Source organism: Bradyrhizobium sp. (assembly GCF_030654605.1).
In the GTDB taxonomy this organism is placed as follows: Bacteria; Pseudomonadota; Alphaproteobacteria; order Rhizobiales; family Xanthobacteraceae; genus Bradyrhizobium.
In genome coordinates this window covers 1-17,092 of sequence record NZ_JAURXB010000067.1, presented here as the reverse complement: position 1 = coordinate 17,092, position 17,092 = coordinate 1, and the positions used below count along the sequence as shown (strand labels likewise).

General features: G+C 64.3%; 13 protein-coding genes. 1 reads left to right on the top strand and 12 read right to left on the bottom strand.

The features are described 5' to 3' along the window. Positions 1-11 precede the first annotated feature (11 nt). From Q7U29_RS06500 to Q7U29_RS06455, 10 genes are all read right to left on the bottom strand, one after another. Positions 12-2,684 carry a PAS domain S-box protein gene (locus Q7U29_RS06500; RefSeq protein ID WP_304739678.1) on the bottom strand — a complete coding sequence of 891 codons (2,673 nt, stop codon included), beginning with the start codon at positions 2,682-2,684 and terminating at the stop codon, positions 12-14. A gap of 886 nt (positions 2,685-3,570) precedes the next feature. Further along, a complete protein-coding gene (locus Q7U29_RS06495; protein ID WP_304739676.1) occupies positions 3,571-4,500 on the bottom strand; it encodes a DMT family transporter in 930 nt (309 codons plus the stop codon). Between the two features lie 252 nt (positions 4,501-4,752). Then, a complete protein-coding gene (locus Q7U29_RS06490; protein WP_304739674.1) occupies positions 4,753-5,556 on the bottom strand; it encodes an NUDIX hydrolase in 804 nt (267 codons plus the stop codon). A gap of 151 nt (positions 5,557-5,707) precedes the next feature. Further along, entirely contained in the window at positions 5,708-6,664 is a 957-nt protein-coding gene (locus tag Q7U29_RS06485; protein ID WP_304739672.1) for a dihydrodipicolinate synthase family protein, read from the bottom strand. A gap of 106 nt (positions 6,665-6,770) precedes the next feature. Beyond that, positions 6,771-7,649: an SDR family oxidoreductase gene (locus tag Q7U29_RS06480; protein ID WP_304739671.1), complete on the bottom strand. Its 879-nt coding sequence runs from the start codon at positions 7,647-7,649 to the stop codon at positions 6,771-6,773. Positions 7,650-7,797: 148 nt separating this feature from the next. Next, entirely contained in the window at positions 7,798-8,658 is an 861-nt protein-coding gene (locus tag Q7U29_RS06475) for a MaoC family dehydratase (protein WP_304739669.1), read from the bottom strand. Between the two features lie 176 nt (positions 8,659-8,834). Continuing rightward, complete coding sequence (locus tag Q7U29_RS06470) at positions 8,835-9,224, bottom strand: Zn-ribbon domain-containing OB-fold protein (protein WP_304739667.1); 390 nt, start codon at positions 9,222-9,224, stop codon at positions 8,835-8,837. Next, positions 9,224-10,372, bottom strand: a complete 1,149-nt coding sequence (locus tag Q7U29_RS06465) for a thiolase domain-containing protein (protein ID WP_304739665.1) — start codon at positions 10,370-10,372, stop codon at positions 9,224-9,226. The genes Q7U29_RS06470 and Q7U29_RS06465 overlap by 1 nt, the downstream gene beginning before the upstream one ends. Positions 10,373-10,455: 83 nt before the next feature. Continuing rightward, entirely contained in the window at positions 10,456-13,941 is a 3,486-nt protein-coding gene (locus tag Q7U29_RS06460) for an indolepyruvate ferredoxin oxidoreductase family protein (RefSeq protein ID WP_304739663.1), read from the bottom strand. Between the two features lie 261 nt (positions 13,942-14,202). Continuing rightward, entirely contained in the window at positions 14,203-14,850 is a 648-nt protein-coding gene (locus Q7U29_RS06455) for a trimeric intracellular cation channel family protein (protein WP_304739661.1), read from the bottom strand. A 162-nt stretch (positions 14,851-15,012) separates the two neighbouring features. On the opposite strand from Q7U29_RS06455, the gene Q7U29_RS06450 reads away from it, so the two are divergent. Next, on the top strand, positions 15,013-15,441 hold the full coding sequence (locus Q7U29_RS06450) for a hypothetical protein (RefSeq protein ID WP_304739659.1): 429 nt from the start codon (positions 15,013-15,015) through the stop codon (positions 15,439-15,441). Between the two features lie 252 nt (positions 15,442-15,693). Here the strand turns inward: Q7U29_RS06450 and Q7U29_RS06445 are convergent, their stop codons facing one another. Continuing rightward, complete coding sequence (locus Q7U29_RS06445; protein ID WP_304739698.1) at positions 15,694-16,509, bottom strand: oxaloacetate decarboxylase; 816 nt, start codon at positions 16,507-16,509, stop codon at positions 15,694-15,696. An 85-nt stretch (positions 16,510-16,594) separates the two neighbouring features. Beyond that, entirely contained in the window at positions 16,595-16,903 is a 309-nt protein-coding gene (locus Q7U29_RS06440; protein ID WP_304739657.1) for an NIPSNAP family protein, read from the bottom strand. Positions 16,904-17,092: the final 189 nt, after the last annotated feature.

Below are 17,092 nucleotides of genomic sequence, written 5' to 3'. Positions count from 1 at the left end.
CACGAACGCGGCTACTCCGCGGCCTGCTCCAGCGGGGCGACGCGGGGCAGGATGATCTGGATCCGGGTGCCGCCGCCGGGCTCCGAATCGAGGTCGAGCCGGCCGCCCAGCCGGTTGGTGACGATGCTGTAGACGATATGCAGGCCGAGCCCGGTACCGCCCTGGTCGCGGCGGGTGGTGAAGAACGGATCGAACGCCCGCCGCCGGACGTCGAGGCTCATGCCGCAGCCATTGTCGGAAAACAGGATCTCGACATTGTCCTTGCCGGACTCGCGCACCTGGATATCGACCGAGCCGGTCTTGCCGTCCGGAAAGGCGTGCGCCACCGAATTGAGAAACAGGTTGGTGAGCACCTGGCCATACGGCCCCGGATAGGAGTTCATGATGAGATTGGGCTGGCAGTCGACATTCAGCGTCAGATTGTGCTTTCGCAGGCCCGGCCGCAGGCTCATCACCACCTGTTCGGTGAGGTCGCCGAGGTCGAAGGTGCGCTGGTCCGAGTAATTGCGGTCGGCCGCGACCTGCTTGAACGAGGTGATCAGTTCGGCGGCGCGGTTGAGATTGGCCACCAGCTGCGAGGACGCATCGCGGCTGGTCTCGAGGAAATCGGTCAGGCTCGATCGCCTGAGATCGCCGCGCGCGACTTCGGCGGAGAACAACGCGGTCTTGCGCTCCAGCGACGAGGCCACCGTCAGGCTGATGCCGACGGGGTTGTTCACCTCGTGGGCGACGCCCGCCACCAGCCTTCCCAGGGCTGCGAGCTTTTCCGCCTCGATCAGCGAATTCTGGGTCTCGCGCAGATTGCGCAACGCCGCTTCCGCGGCGTCCTTGGCCTTGCGCATCTCCAGTTCGCCGCGCTTGCGCTCGCCGATGTCGAGCGCGACGGTGACGATGTTCTCGATGTCGCCGTCGGCGTTCAGCAGCGGCAGCTTGTTCACCAGCCATTGCCGCATGTTGCCGGAGGAATCCTTGTATTCCTCCTCGTAGAAGCCGAGCTCCCTGCCCGCCTCCAGCACCCGCTTGTCGTTCTCGTCGGTCTTTTCCGCGCCGTAGCGCGACATCAGGTCGGTGGTGGTGCGACCGATCGCATCCGCGGGCTCGACGCCGAAAATGCCGGCCATGTAGCGGTTCATCAGCACATAGCGCAGCTGCTTGTCCTTGACGTTGATGACGGCGGGCACGGTGTCGATGACCTGCTGCAGCAGCCGCCGGCCCTCGGCGATCGCGTCCTCGGCGCGCTTCTGATCGGTGATGTCGCGCACCGTTCCCTCATAGCGCACGATCTCGCCGGTCTCGTCGCGTGCGACGGTGGCGCTGTCGGAGAGCCAGAGCACCCTGCCGTCGCGGGCGCGGACCTGATACTCGAATTCGCGAACCATGCCGTCGCGCTGCATCAGCCTCTGATATTCGACGCGCGCCTGCGGATGAACATAGATCTGATCCGCGATGTCGCCGATGCCTTCGATCAGCTCCTGCGGCGTGTCGTATCCCATCATCCGCGCCAGCGCCGGGTTGGCGTTGAGCAGCGCACCGCCCGGCGTCGTCACGTAGATGCCGTCGACCGAACCCTCGAACAGCTTGCGGTAGCTTTCCTCGGCCAGGCGCTGCTCGGCCAAGGCGCGCACCGCCGCCTCGCGCGCCGCGTCGGCCTCGACCAGGGTGCGCCGGAACACCTCGGCGGCGCGCGCGATGTCGCCGATTTCATTGCTGACATCGGTGGCGGGAATCGAGGTGTCTTTCTTGCCTCCGGCCAGCGCGCGGATCGAGGTTCCGATCGCGGCCAGTGGACGGACCGTCCGCCGCACCACGAACCATGCCGCCCAAAGGCCGATCAGGACCCCGCCGGTGCCAATCACGATGCTCTGCCATTTGTCCCTGGCCAGCGTTTTCGCTAGATCGCGGGACAGCACATGGCTGCGGCGTGCGCTGACCTCGCGCAACAGCTCTGTGACGCGCCCGATCAGGCGGCCCTCCGAACCGAGCACCTCCTTGTCGATATCCGCGATCTGGCGTTCGCGGATCGACAGCGCGATGATCGCGTCGGCGTAATTGCCGACGGCGGCGCGAAGCTTCGGATCGGGAATCGTCAGCGCCCGCATGCCCTGCGCGGCCTGTTCGGCGTCGAACGGATTGCGCGCCAGCAAGGCAGAGGCGATGCGGCTCTGCGCCTGGAACAACGTCGAGGAGATCACCGGATCGGGCGATTCCGCGATCGCCGCGTCGAACCGTTCACGCAGCGGCGGCAAGCCGATGATCAGTTCGGCGCGGCGGTTGATCAGCGACGAAATCCGTTCGATGCCGTTTCGATAGGTCGACAACCGCACGGTGACGCCGTCGATCATGTCCTGCTGCTCGGGCGCGAGCTCCAGCCGGGTCTTCTTCAGCAGTTCGCCCATCGCGGCTGCGGCGTCCCCGACCTGGGTCGACTGGTTGCCCGGATCGGTCACGAAGTCGCGGGCAGCCAGCCGCAACTCGTTCATTCGCCGGTCGATGTCCTCGGCGAGGTCGCCGACGCTGCGCAGCCGCTGCAATTCGGCAAACGTCACATCGATCTGCCGGATGGAGACGACGCTGGCGATGCTGGTGGTCGCGATAGCCGCCAGCACCAGCAGAAAACTGCCGAATGTCAGCTGACCGATCGAGAGCGAAAACGACCTTGTCTTTTGCGGCGCTTCAGAAGGCATTTTTATCCGGACCGGCTCCAATCGGCGGCAATATACGACGTATTCGGTGCCGAGGGGAACACGCCCGAAGCAGTGGGAGCCCCGCGCCTCCCGAAAAAGCGTCGCGGATGTGTCGGCTGGATGACGGTTATGATCGGTCCTGCAGGGCGCTTTCTTACCCTCCCTTGGGAACTCTACGAAGAAACTACAACAAAGGTCGTCATCCCCCGCGAAGGCGGGGGATCCAGTACGCCCCGGCTTCTCGGCTTGAGCATCAGCGTCTCTGGAATACTGGATCACCCGCCTTCGCGGGTGATGACGGTTATAGATGTGCGCAAACATGACTTCGCAATCTCGCGGCGCGTTTCGCCCGAGGTTTGCCATCAACTTCTCGCCCTCTCCAATCGGAGGGCGCGGGGAGGCCGGGCGCCCGATGCGCCCGATAGCCGCGTGTGCAACGGTAGTAGGTAGCAAGCACACGCGTTAGTCAGGTCACACCGGAATCACCCGGCACTCCCCGCGCAATGGTTTACGGCTTATACGTGATCTCCCCGGCGAGCCCTGCACTCTTGCCACCGTCGCCCGCGCCTGAGCGCGAACTTGAACACCAGCCTTTGGGGTGTCGGAACCACACGATTTCGCCATCCGCTTCAGCCGCCCTGGTCGGGAGCGCCATCCACGTCCATCGCCTCCCCGTCCCGCGCTGGTGACCGTTGCGCAACGCCCCTCGGAGTGGGACGGGATGGCGATGGATATAGTCCGATTTTCATTTCCGGAAAACAGAATTATTTTTGCAAGAGGTGGTTGACACGCTTTCCGATAAACCGAAGTGATTTGCCCGTCGGGTAGTCGCAGGGCAAATCGGCAGGGCTTGTGCGTTAAAAGCCTGCACGCAAGAGCCATCATGCTAAGTTGGTCGCGCTTCCATCACCGTCGGAGCCTTCCGCGCCGGGATCGTCATGGCGGCAACGCCGAGCACGACGCAGCCAAGCCCGATCCACGCCGTTGCCGTCAGGCTCTCCCCGAGAAACACCACGCCGACCGCGACACCGATCGGCACCCGCAGATAGGCCTGCGCGGTGGTGCCGACCGAGCCCAGCGTCTGCACCAGCCGGAAGTAGATTACGAAGGCGAGCGCGGTGGAGAACACCGCCAGCACCAGCAACGCCAGCATCGAAGCCGCCGACGGCGCCAGCGTCCAGGGACGATCGACCGCCAGGCTGACCGGAATCAGGATCGCCGCGCCACACAATAGCGAACCGGCGGCCGGCGCCATCGGGTCGAGGCCCTTGAAGCCGCGGCCGAAGATCGCGGCGCCCGCGTAGCAGATGGCGGCCAGCACGGCCACGATCTGCGCCACCAGTTGCGCGCCCAGCCCCTGCAGCGCCTCCACCCCGACGATCAGGCAGATGCCGGCCATCCCGGCGCAAACGCCGAACAATTTGCGCGGCGCCAGCGCCTCATGGCGGGTGATGGCCAGCGTCAGAAAGAATGCGAAGATCGGCGACGTCGAGTTGAGAATGGTGGCGAGCCCGGCGTCGAGGAAACGCACGCTCCAGGCCAGCATGGTCCAGGGGATCACGCTGTTGAGGCAGGCCTGCCACAGGAAGCGCCGCCAGGTCGCGCCGTCCATCGGCAGCGTCATGCCGCGCCAGCGCATGATGACGAGGAGCAGCAGGCCTGCGATAAGGGTGCGTGCGGCGATCAGGGTGACCGGCGGAATGGTCGCGACGCCGATCTTGATGAAACTGTAGGACGCGCCCCACAGCGTCGCGAGCGTCAGCAGCAGCGCGAGTTCGCCGGCGATGTTGGGTGGGCGCGGATGGGGGGAGTGCATGAGTTTGGGTCCGTGCTCGGTGCTGTTGAGATCGGACACTACAGGGTTCGACGGCTGGAATACTTCGTTGTGTGCCGAAGTGTCCGTGTCCCGGACGCGGTGCAGCGTTCTTCACGATGCACCGCAGAGCCGGGACCCATGTTCGCAATAGGCGAAGAAAGAAAGTGTGGACCCCGGCTCAGCAGCGCATCACTTCGTGCTGCGCCGCGTCCGGGGAACGTACCCGCGCGGCATCGCGTCCGGGGAGCGCGATCAGCCCACCGACGCGACCTCGAACACTTCGCCGTCATAGCCCGCTTCCAGCGGAATCCGCAGCTGGCGGACGCCGTTCAGCATGGTCATCACGGGCATCACGGTCACCACCGTCTTGCCTTTGCAGTCGTCGAGCGCGGCCTGCACGCTGGGCTGCTTGCCGAGCCGGATCAGGTTGCGGGTGGTCGGGAATGGCAGCTTGAAGCGGCCGCTGTCGCCGCCTTCCAGCGCCTCGCGCGGCGATACCCAGATCGAATCGGTGGATTCCTTGCCGTCGTGCGCGCCGGCCTGCTCCGGCGGCGCCGCAGCCAGGAAGAACCAGGTGTCAAAACGCTTCGGCATGCCTTCCGGCGTGATCCAGTGCGCATAGGGCGCGAGTTCATCGAGCGCCAGCACCATGCCGTTGTCGGTCAGCACCTTCAGGAAGCTGATCTTGCTGTCGCAGAGGTCGGCGCGATGCGCGGCTTCGATCTCGCCAGCCCTGATGGCATCGACCAGCGCCTGCGATCCCCTGGGGCGCGCCAGCAAGATGCCGCTTTCCTCGAAGGTTTCGCGGACCGCGGCGATCCGGAAGCTCAGGGCAGCGGCGTCGAGCCCCTCGCCGCCGGAATAGAGCGAGGGATCGGCGATGATCTCCTGATCGCCCTTGTCGACACTGCCGCCGGGAAACACCAGCGCGCCGGAGTTAAAGTCGATCTCGTAGTGGCGCACCATCATGAAGATTTCGATTTCACCGGCGGCGCTGTCGCGCAGCAGCAGGATGGTCGATGCGGCGCGCGGCGGTTTAACCTGTTCGGTGGACATCGGGTTCGTTCCTGGACTCGTCGTGGAATTGGCTTCCGTCATTGCGAGGAGTCATTGCGAGGAGCCCTTGCGACGAAGCCATCCATTCTTTCTTTGCTTTGATAAATGGATTGCTTCGCTTCGCTCGCAATGACGTTGAGGGATTGGGCAGTTACTCCGCCGCGCTGGATTGCGGCTGCAGATTGGCGCGCTTGTCGATCCGGGCGACGCGGGACAGCAGGTAATCGACTTCGGCCTTGGCGGTGGCGGTGATGGTGGCACCGGGCTTGCGCTGTGCCGATGACGCGATGATGCCGCGCTTCTGCAGCACGTATTTGCGCACGGCGAGTCCCGCGCCCGGCTGCTGCTCGTAGCGGATCAGCGGCAGATGGGCGTCGAACAGATCGTGCGCGGCGTCGCGCTTGCCGGCCTTCGACAGGTTGACGACGTCGATCAGCAGTTCCGGAAAGGCGTAGCCGGTCATGGCGCCGTCGACGCCACGCTCCATCTCGAAATCGAGGAACAGCCCGCCATTGCCGACCAGGATCGATAGCGGCCGCAGCGAACCGTCCTTCTGGAACGCGCGCAGCGTCGAGAGCTTTTCCAGTCCCGGCCAGTCCTCGTGTTTGAGCATCACGCAGGACGGCGAGTCCATCACGATCTTGCGGATTACGGCGGGCGTGAACACCACCGTCAGGGTCAGCGGATAATCCTGCAGCACCCAGGGAATGTCGTCGCCGATCGCTTCCTGGGCCTGCTTGAAATAGCCCGTGATCTGGTCGTCGGTGCGCAAATGAGGCGGCGGCGCGATCATGACGCCGGCGGCGCCGGCGTCCATCGATTTCAATGCCAGCGACCGCATGGTGGCAAAACCCGGCGCGGAGACGCCGACGATGATCTGCATGGTTTTCGCGCGCTTGACGAAGCGCACCGCGACCTGTTCGGCCTCGGCGGCATCCAGTTTCGGCGCCTCGCCCAGAATGCCGAGCACGGTGACGCCGTCGCAGCCGACTTCGGCGTAGAAGTCGGTCAGCCGGTCGATCGATTTGTCGTCGATGCGGCCGTCATCGTGAAACGGCGTCGGCGCAATCGCGAAGGTGCCGGCGGCCTTGGGAGTGAGTTTGGTCATGTGGTGCCTCTGTTCCCTGTCGTTCCGGGGCACCCGAAGCGTGAACCCGGAACCTCGAGATTCCGGGTCTGGTCCTTCGGACCATCCCGGAATGACGGTGTGAATGTTAAAACCTTCTTGCACCCATCTTGATCTCTTCCTCGCTGAAGAAAATATCCTTGGCGTGCTCGGCGATATCCTGCGCCTTCCAGCCCTCGTGCGGCGGCTTCCAGCCTTCCTTTTCCATCATGCGCATTTCCCGCACCCCGCGCGGGCCGGAAACGCCGAGCGTCTTGCCGGTCTGGTCGCCCGAGAGTTCGCTGACCATGTATAGCACGGCCGGTGCAATCCCATCAGGCCCAAGCGCCGCCTTGGGGTTTTCGATATAGCGCGGCAGGTCGGCGGTCATGCGGGTCAAGGCGCCCGGAGCCAGGGTCCAGATCCGGATGTTGTATTTGCGGCCCTCGATCGCCAGCACGTTGGACAGTCCCCAGATACCGCCCTTGGCGGAACCGTAATTGCTCTGGCCGAAATTGCCGATCAGGCCCGAGGTCGAGGACGTATTGACGATGACGCCGCCGCCGTTTTCGCGCATCCAGCGGAACACCGGCTGGGTGACGCAGAAGGTTCCCTTCAGATGCACCTTCAGCACCTTGTCCCAGGCCGCTTCCGTCGCCTTGGCAAAGGTCTGGTCGAGCAGGATGCCGGCATTGTTGACCAGGATGTCGGCGCGGCCGAAATGCTCGATGGCGTCGTCGAATACCGACTGGCCGCCGGCCATGGTGGAGATATCGGCGCCGTTGGCCACCGCACGGCCGCCCTCGGCCTTGATCGCGTTGACCACCTGTTGCGCCATCGAGACATCGGCGCCTGAGCCGTCGCGCGGTCCGCCGAGGTCGTTGACCACGACCGCCGCGCCCTCGCGCGCGAACAGTTTGGCGTAGGCCTCACCGAGCCCGCCGCCCGCGCCGGTGATCAGCGCAACCTTGCCGTCGAGTAATCCCATGGTATTCGCTCCCGTATCGCCGTTCGTCTATCCGCCGTCTTGGCCGGGCTTGACCCGACCATCCACGTCTTTCTTCGTCGAAGGAAGGCGTGGATGCCCGGAACAAGTCCGGGCATGACGACATCATGCACAATGCGCGTTGCACAGCTCAGCCCAGCACCGTCCGGCCGCTCTTGATCACGGTGACGTTGCGCGACTTCACCTTGGCTTCGAATGAAATCACGTTGCCGTCCTTCCACATGTCCATGGTCACGGTCTCGCCGGGATAGACCGGGGAGGAGAACCGCACCGCGTGCTGCCTGAAGGCGCCGGCGTCGTAATCGGCATAGGTCTGCAGCACACCGCGGCAGGTGATGCCGTAAGTGCACATGCCGTGCAGGATCGGCGCCGGGAAGCCGGCGCGTCTTGCAAACTCGGGATCCGAATGCAGCGGGTTGCGGTCGCCGCAGAGGCGGTACACCAGCGCCTGGTCCGGACGGGTGGTGATGTCGACCGTCTTGTCAGGCGCACGCGTCGGCATCGCGTGCGGGTCGGGCTGTCCGCCGGAAGGTCCGCCGAAGCCGCCGTCGCCGCGCGCGAAACGCGACGCCACCAGGGTGGCCAGCGGCTCGCCCTTGTCGTCGCGCAACACGGTCTTGTGGCGGATCACCGCGCCCTTGTCCTTGCCCTTGTCGAACACGTCGAGCACGCTGGAATCGGCGGTGATGTTGGCGGCGGTGGCGAGCGGCTTGTGAAAGGTGATGTCGCGCTCGCCGTCGACCACCATCACGCGGTTGAGATTCATCTCGCCGGGCCCGGCGCCCCAGGCCGCGACCGACGCGAAGGTCGGCACCACCTTGAGCGGGCGCGGCGTGGCGGTGGCCTCGTTGACGAAAGCCAGCTCCTTCTCGTCCATGGGATCGGCGCCCATCCCGATGCCATAGGCGTACAGCATCACCTCGCGGTCGGTGTAGGCATATTTCTGCCCGAGATTCTTCAGCGCCATCAGCTGGTCGTAGTCGATCGGCATTTTGCGTGTGCTCCCCGAAATTTTTTGTGTTGTCGCATATCCTCGGTTGTCACCCCCGCGAAAGCGGGGGCCCAGTATTCCAGAGACGCCAGCGATAGAGCCGAGAGGCCGCGGCGTACTGGGTCCCCGCCTTCGCGGGGACGACGACCTTTTGTTCTGCAAGCTTCTTGCGCAACTTACACCGGCGTGAAGAACGGCAGCGGTGCGCCGTCGGTCGGCTTGAAGACGACCTTGACCTTCTGCCCGATCTTGAGTTTCTCCAGCTCGCAATCCACAAAATTGGTCTGCACCGACGGGCCTTCCTTCAAGGTGACGTAGCCGATCGCATAGGGCCCGGTCGGGGATTTGCGCATCAGGCTGAAGGTATAGATCTCGCCCTCGCCCGAGCTTTCCTCCCACACCGTCTTGTCGGAGAAACAGAACGGGCAGATCGAACGCGGAAAATAATGCGGCTCGCCGCAGGCGGTGCAGCGCTTGATCAGGAATTTGCCCGCTTTGGCGGCTTCCCAGAACGGCGCGGTTTCGGGATTGCCTTGCGGCGCCGGATATTTCTTGGCCTCGGTCATTACGCACGCTCCAGGATGCAGGTTGAGGCGGCGTGACGCACGCCGAGCAGGCCGCCGGTGCCGTGGGCGATGGCGAGATCGCAATTCGGCACCTGGACTTTCGGATGCGCTTCGCCGCGCAGCTGCCGCACCGCTTCGATGATCTTTGTCATTCCGCCGCGATTCACGGGATGGTTGCTGCAGAGCCCGCCGCCATCGGTGTTGAACGGCAGCTTGCCGACGCCGGAAATCAGATTGCCGTCGGAGACGAACTTGCCGCCCTCGCCCTTCTTGCAGAAGCCGAGGTCTTCCAGCTGCATCAGCACCGTGATGGTGAAGCTGTCGTAGATCGAGGCGTACTTGATATCCCCAGGCGTGACGCCGGCTTCCTCGAAGGCGCGCGGGCCGGACCAGACGCCGGCCGAATAAGTCAGATCGAGATCCTTGCCGCCGCGCGGGCCCTTCATCGCCTCGCCATGGCCGATCAGGCGCACCAGCGGCTTCTTCAGGCTCTTGGCGATTTCCGGCGTGGTGACGATCAGCGCGCCGCCGCCGTCGGAGACGACACAGCAGTCCATCCGGTGCAAGGGATCGGAGATCAGCGGCGAGTTCAACACGTCCTCGACGGTGACGACGTCCTTCAGCATCGCATGCGGATTCCATTGGGCGTGGTGCGAGGCGGCGACCTTGATCCAGGCCAGCTGCTCGCTGGTGGTGCCGTAGTCGTGCATGTGGCGCATGGCACACATGCCGTAGGCATTGTGGGTGGTGGCCCCATACGCCGTCTCGAAATCGGCCTCGGCGCCCTGCGCGCGCGGCGGCATCGCCCCGGTGCGCGGCTTGCCCGCCAGCGTGATCAGCGCGATCGAGCACTTGCCGGCGGCGATGGCTTCGGCGGCATGGCCGAGATGGATCAGATAGGAACAGCCGCCGGTCTCGGTGGAATCCATGTGGCGGACCCGAAGACCGAGGTAATCCACCATCGGCCACAGCCCGCCGGGGGCGTCGCCGGCGCAGAAATAGCCGTCGATATCGGCCTTGGTCAGCCCGGCGTCTTCAATGGCGCCCTTGGCGACTTCGGCATGCAGCTGCGCGGTGGACTTGTCGGGTGCGTGCCGGGTCGGATGCTCGTAGATCCCGGCAATGTAGGCCTTGCCCTTGATGGTCAATAAAACTCTCCGCTGGTGTTTCTTCCCAGCGGATGTCTTCGCGCGTCAGACCTTCGTTGGCAAGCGCCCGAAAGCGCAAGGCCCTATTCCGCCGCGATCTGGCGCGGCGTCGGCGGCGGGTTGACGAGGTCCCGGGTTAATTCCGCATAGCGGATTTTGGCCGCCTGCACTGCCTTCTCCTTGACGGGCCCGTAGCCGCGGATGCGGTCGGGCAGCGACAGAAGCTCGATCGCGGTATCGAGCGTGATCGGCGACAGCAGACCGAGCACGGTGGCGACGTCCTTTTCGTAAGAGACGATCAGCTCGCGTTCGAGCTTGCGGTCCGGGCTGGAGCCGAAAATGTCGAACGCGGTGCCGCGCAGGCCTTTCAGTTTCGCCAGCATGCGGAATACCGGCATCATCCAGGCCCCGAAGGCGCGCTTCTTCGGCCGACCCAGCGCGTCCTTGCCCCCGCCCAGGATCGGCGGCGCGAGGTTGAAGTTGAACTTGAAGTCGCCGTCGAACTGGTCGCGCAGCTGCTTTTCGAAGCGGCCGTCGCTGAACAGCCGCGCCACTTCATACTCATCCTTGTAGGCGAGCAGTTTGGCGTAGTTGATCGCGACCGCGCGCGGCAGCGCCTCGCCGTAGCCGCCGTCGATCGCGGCGTTGCGCACCTTCGCCACCAGCTTGCGATAGCGGTCGCCGAGCTTGCCGTCCTGGTAGTCGGTCAAAAGCGCGCTGCGATGGGCGATGATTTCGTCCAGCGACATCGCCTCCAGGGTCTTCGGCGCCACCGTGTCGTCCTGGCCCTTCATCATCGCCACCAGCCGCGCCGGATCGGCGGCGGCCAGACGGCCGAGCTGGAACGCCTGGGTGTTCATCTTGATGGCAACGCCGTTGACCTCGATCGCCTGCTCGATCGATTTCGCCGCCAAAGGCAGCAGGCCCTTCTGATAGGCATAGCCCATCATCATCATGTTGGTGGCGATGGAATCGCCGAGCAGCACTTCGGCGGGTTTGGTAAAATCGAAGAACGATGAGTCCTTGCGCAGCGCCGTTTCGAGAACGTGGTTGACCTTGCGGGCCTGGAAATTGAAATCGCGGTTGAGGATGAAATCCGCGATCGGAATCAGATGCGTGTTGATGACGCCATAGGTGCGGCTGGATTCGCACAGCGTCATGGTTTCCTTGGCGGCGGCAACGACTTCGTCGGCGGCCAATACCAGATCGGCGGTGCCGGTGACGATGCGCGAACAGGTGACGTCGGCGGTATGCTCGGAGAGCCGGACATGGCTCAGCACCGCGCCGCCCTTTTGCGCGAGGCCGGACATGTCGAGGATCATGCTGGCCTTGCCCTCGATATGGGCGGCCATGCCGAGCAGCGCGCCGATGGTCAGCACGCCGGTGCCGCCGACGCCGCCGACCGCGACGTTGTAGGGCCGCTCCAGCGTCGGCCGTGAAGCCGGCTCCGGCAATTCGCCGATGTCGCCGACGCCTGCGGCAGCGCGCTTGCGCAGCTTGCCACCGTCGACCGTGACGAAGGACGGACAAAAGCCCTTTACGCAGGAGTAATCCTTGTTGCAGGTCGACTGGTTGATGGCGCGTTTGCGACCGAGCTCGGTCTCCAGCGGCTCCACCGAGATGCAGTTGGACTGCACCGAACAGTCGCCGCAGCCTTCGCAGACCGCGGGATTGATCAAAACGCGGCGCGCCGGATCCTCCATGGTGCCGCGCTTGCGGCGGCGGCGTTTTTCGGCGGCGCAAGTCTGCACGAATACGATGGCGGAAGCGCCCTTGACCTGGCGCAGCGTCTTCTGCACGGCGTCGAGATCGTCGCGGTGCGCGGTCTTTGTCCCCGGTGCGATGTCGGAAGCCGGGTACGCCTCGGGATTTTCCGACACCAGATAGATGTCGCGAATGCCCTCGGAATGCAGCTGGAACGTGATCTGCTGCGGAGACAGGTCGCCGTCGACATGCTGGCCGCCGGTCATCGCGGTCGCGTCGTTATAGAGGATCTTGTAGGTGATGTTGGCGCCGGAGGCGACCGCCTGGCGGATCGCGAGGCTGCCGGAATGGAAATAGGTGCCGTCGCCGATATTGGCGAATACATGCTGTTCGTCGGTAAAGGGGGCGACGCCGACCCACGGCACGCCCTCGCCGCCCATATGGGTAAAGGTCTCGGTGCTGCGGTCCATCCACAGCGCCATGAAGTGACAGCCGATGCCGGCAAAGGCGCGGCTGCCCTCGGGCACCCTGGTCGAGGTGTTGTGCGGACAGCCCGAGCAGAAATACGGCGTGCGGGTGATCGGCGATGCCGGCTGCATCTGGCTGGCGAGGCGGCCGTTGAACCAGTCGGCCTTGGCGCGCAGCATGGCCGCGATTTCGGGGTTGAGATTGAGGCGCAGCAGCCGCTCGGTGAGCGAGCTTGCCAACGAGGCAACGCTGAGTTCTTCGGCGAATGGCAGGAAGCGCTTGTCGAGTTCGTCCATCTTGCCGACGATGCGCGGGCGGACGTTGTGGTTGAAGAGCTCCTGCTTGACCTGGTTCTCGACGATCTCGCGGCGCTCTTCCACGATCAGGATTTCTTCGAGTCCCTCTGCGAATTCGCGCACGCCCTGCGGTTCCAGCGGCCACGGCATGCCGATCTTGTAAAGCCGGAGGCCTATCTTGGCGGCGACCTCGGGGGTAACGCCGAGTTCGCGCAGCGCCTGTCGAATATCCTCGTAGCTCTTGCCCGAGGCCATGATGCCGAACCGCGCGTTCGGCGAATCCATGGTGATGCGGTTGACCTTGTTGGCGCGGGCAAAGGCGACCGCGGCATAGCCCTTGTAATCCTGCAGGCGGCGGTCCTGGTCGTAGCGGTCGTCGGGCCAGCGCAAATTGAGCCCGCCCGGCGGCATCTCGAAGTCGGTCGGTATGATGAATTGCTTCAGTTCATCGTTGAGATCGATCTCGGCCGTGGTCTCCACGGTCTCGGTGATCACCTTCATGCCGACCCAGCAGCCCGAGTAGCGCGACATCGCGATACCCAACAGGCCCATCTCGATCATTTCGTGGATGCTGGAGGGATAGAGATAGGGCATCAGCGCCGAGATGAAGGCGTGGTCGGACTGATGCGGCACGGTGGAGGATTTGGCGCCGTGATCGTCGCCGGCGAGGCACAGCACGCCGCCGGTTTTGGCCGAGCCCGCGGCATTGCCGTGGCGGAACACGTCGCCGCAGCGGTCGACGCCGGGGCCCTTGCCATACCAGATGCCGACCACGCCGTCATGCCGGGCGCCCTTCGACAGATTGAGCTGCTGCGAGCCCCAGACCGCGGTGGCCGCGAGGTCCTCGTTGACCCCGGGCTGGAATTTGACGTTGTACTGCTCGAGGTGTTTTCGCGCGGCGAACAGCTGCTGGTCGTAGCCGCCGAGCGGCGAACCCCGGTAGCCCGTGACGAAGCCCGCGGTATTGAGGCCGGCGGCCCGGTCGCGGCGGATCTGCGCCATCGGCAGCCGGACCAGCGCCTGGATGCCCGTCATGAAGACGTGACCCGAGCCTTGCGTGTATTTCTGGTCCAGACTGATCGGACCCTGATTGATTCCCATTCCACCCTCTTCGAGCCGCCGCGGCGGGGCTTTTTAGCTAGTCGTTGCTCTAACTTAGAACCAGTCTATGTCGCTTTTCGCGCCCGGCGCATCACAAATCTCGACATTGGAGCCCCGCGTCGAAAGATCGCAATTTCGTGCCGGTGCGCCCTCCCTGCGTATTCGGGTTGTGTCGCCGGAGGGCTCTCGCGCGAAACGACGTGATGCGATCGATTGCTGCCGTGAGGTATTGTGCACCGCATCAGGCGCGGGCCAGGCCGCCTACCGGCGATTTTCGTCAAAGACGAATTTCGGCATTTCCCATTTGTAGCGGATCGCCAGCAAACGAAACGACAGGCCGAGCACGAAGGTCAGGGCCGTCCATAGTTCGGGATTGAGCTTCAGCCCGAATCCGATCGAGTAAAACAACCCCGTGATGATGGAAACGCTGGCGTAGAGTTCGGCGCGAAACAACAGCGGCACGTCGTTGCAGAGGATGTCGCGCAGCACGCCGCCGGCGCAGCCGGTGATCATCCCCGCCACCACCACGATGATGAGCGACGACGAAGGGTCGATCTGCCGCGCGACGTCGCAACCGGCCATGGTGAAAACCACCAGCCCGATCGCGTCGAGCACCAGAAACGCCGTGTTCAACCGATGCACCACGCGGGCAATCAGAATGGTGGCGAACGCCGCCCCCGCTGTCAGCAGCAGAAAAGACGGGTGCTGCACCCAGACCAGCGGATAGTGCCCGAGCAGGACGTCACGGATCGTGCCGCCGCCAAGCGCGGTGATGCAGCCCAGCATGCATACGCCGGCCCAGTCCATGCTGCGCTTGCCGGCAGCGAGCGCCGCCGTCATCGCCTCCGCCGCGAGCGCCACCACGAACAGCGCGTACAAGACGATATCGGTCGATGGCAGGGCCCACATCGCGAATCTCTTGAAACGAGAATTTAGGGAACTTACGGCCCGGGTTCCATTCTGAACAGGCCGAACTTGGCTGGCTCGCTTCGTCCCCGGGAAAAGGGGCAGCGGTTCCCGGAACCCACCCTGCTTCCGGAGGTTGTTAGGGGACAACGGAGGAACTCATCCATGGCCATCAATCCGGACGATCCCAATCGCTCCAATCTGACCGACGCCGACATTCGCCGTCAGGCCCGCCTCGACAACGAGTTTCAGGCCGATCCCGAACTCGCGGAGGGTCCCGCCAGCGGCGGCAAGGTTGCGATGTTCGCCATCGCCATCGCGGTGGTGCTGGGCGCGGTTTTCTATGGACTGAACAGCTCGACCGTCAATCAGGCGGGCACCACGCCACCGACCTCGACGGCCCAGAACACGGAGCGTACTTCGCCTCCGACAGCCCCCACGGGCATGCGCGACGTGACGCCGCGCTCCAATACCGAACCCGGCACGACGACTGGCGCAGCGCCGGCGCCGCGTCCGCAGGCTCCGGCTCCGGCTCCGGCTCCGGCTCCGGCTCCGGCAGCTAATCCGCCGGCCAGCCCGGCTCCCGGCAAGTAACAGCTGGTACTGACGATCTGAACCAACCGCGCGGCGGGCAAGCCATTGCCCGCCGTGTTTTTGTATTGGGCGTCTATTCGCGAATACGACTGTCGCTCCGAAAAGACTCGTCATCCCCGGCTTGACCGGGGACCCAGTACGCCGCGGCTCCTCGGCTCCATCGCTGACGTCTCTGGATACTGGGTCGCCCGATCAAGTCGGGCGATGACGACCGAGAGGTGGCGGTCGAGGTGGCCACGTTCGCATATCACCTCAGCTGAACATCTTGTTCAATTCGCCACCGGGAAAGCCGTTGCCGAGTTCGGTGAACGTGCCCTGCTCGGCCATCTCCCTGGCCGCCCGCATGAAACCACCCCATGCCGCGCGCGCCAGCGCGCCGCCCACGCTGATGCGGCGGATGCCGAGGTCGGCGGCCGCCTTCAGCGATGGGCCGGCCGCACCGACCAGGAGATTGACAGGTTTGGGATGCACCGCCTTCACGACCGCGGAAATCTCTTCCGGCGTCGAGATGCCGGGCGCATAGAGGCAATCGGCGCCAGCCTCGGCATAGGCGGTGAGCCGATCGATCACGAGCTTCAGATCCTTTTGCCCCCGCAGGAACGCCTCACAGCGGCCGGTGAGCAGGACGCCTGACTTGTCGGCATCGATCGCCTTGCGCGCCGCCCTGATGCGCTCGATCGCGAGCGCGTAATCGAACAGCGGCCTGGCGTTGTCTCCGGTGAAGTCCTCAATCGAAAGGCCGGCAACGCCGGTCTTGACGGCGCGTGCGACGTTGGCACCGACCTTGTCCGGCTCATGCGCAAAACCGTCCTCGAAATCGGCATTGACGGGAATGTCGACCGCCGCGCAGATCGCGGCGAGGTGATCGCAGACATCGTCGACGGTGACGCGGTTGTCGGCCTTGGCGATGCTCCAGGCAAAACCGGCACTGGTGGAAGCCAGCGCCTTGAAGCCGAGATGCTGCAGCGCCTTTGCACTGCCGACGTCAAACGGATTGGGAATGATGAAACAGCCGCTTTCGTGCAACTTCCTGAACGCGGCGCGCTTGTCAGCAGGTGTCAGCATGATCACTCCCCGATTTGTCTGTTTGCGCCGACAACATAATAGGGCGGCACCAGCTCCGCCACCTATCATGTCACGCATCCGAGATGATCTACAATGCCACCTTCCGCAAGAAGGTCCGCTCTTCGGCCAGAATAAATCTGTTCTCCTCGGCGAAATTGAAATTGGCCATGCCTTCGGGATCGGCGCGCAGCCGCGCGCGATAGCTTTCGTAGGCGGCGAGGCTTTCGAACGAAATCAGCGCGAAGGCGATGTTGTTGGTGCCCTCATGCGGCATCCAGTATCCCTGCAGGTCGCCGCCGCATTTCGGAATGATGGTGAGCCAGTTTTTCGAATACTGCTCGAACATCGCGCGCTTGAACGGATCGAGCTGGTAGCGGATGAAAACGGTGATGGTCATTTTTTTAGACTCCAATGTTCCAGCAGCCGTCATAGCGAGCGCAAGCGTTCGCGGTAGGGACGCTCATTTCTGAGCGCCCCCCGCACAGAACCGTACAGGCGGCTTTCCCGCATACGGCTCCCACCTTGGGTGTTTGACGGCGAAGCGCAAGTCCGGCCAGGGGTGAAGGATGCGCGGTCGGGGGAACCA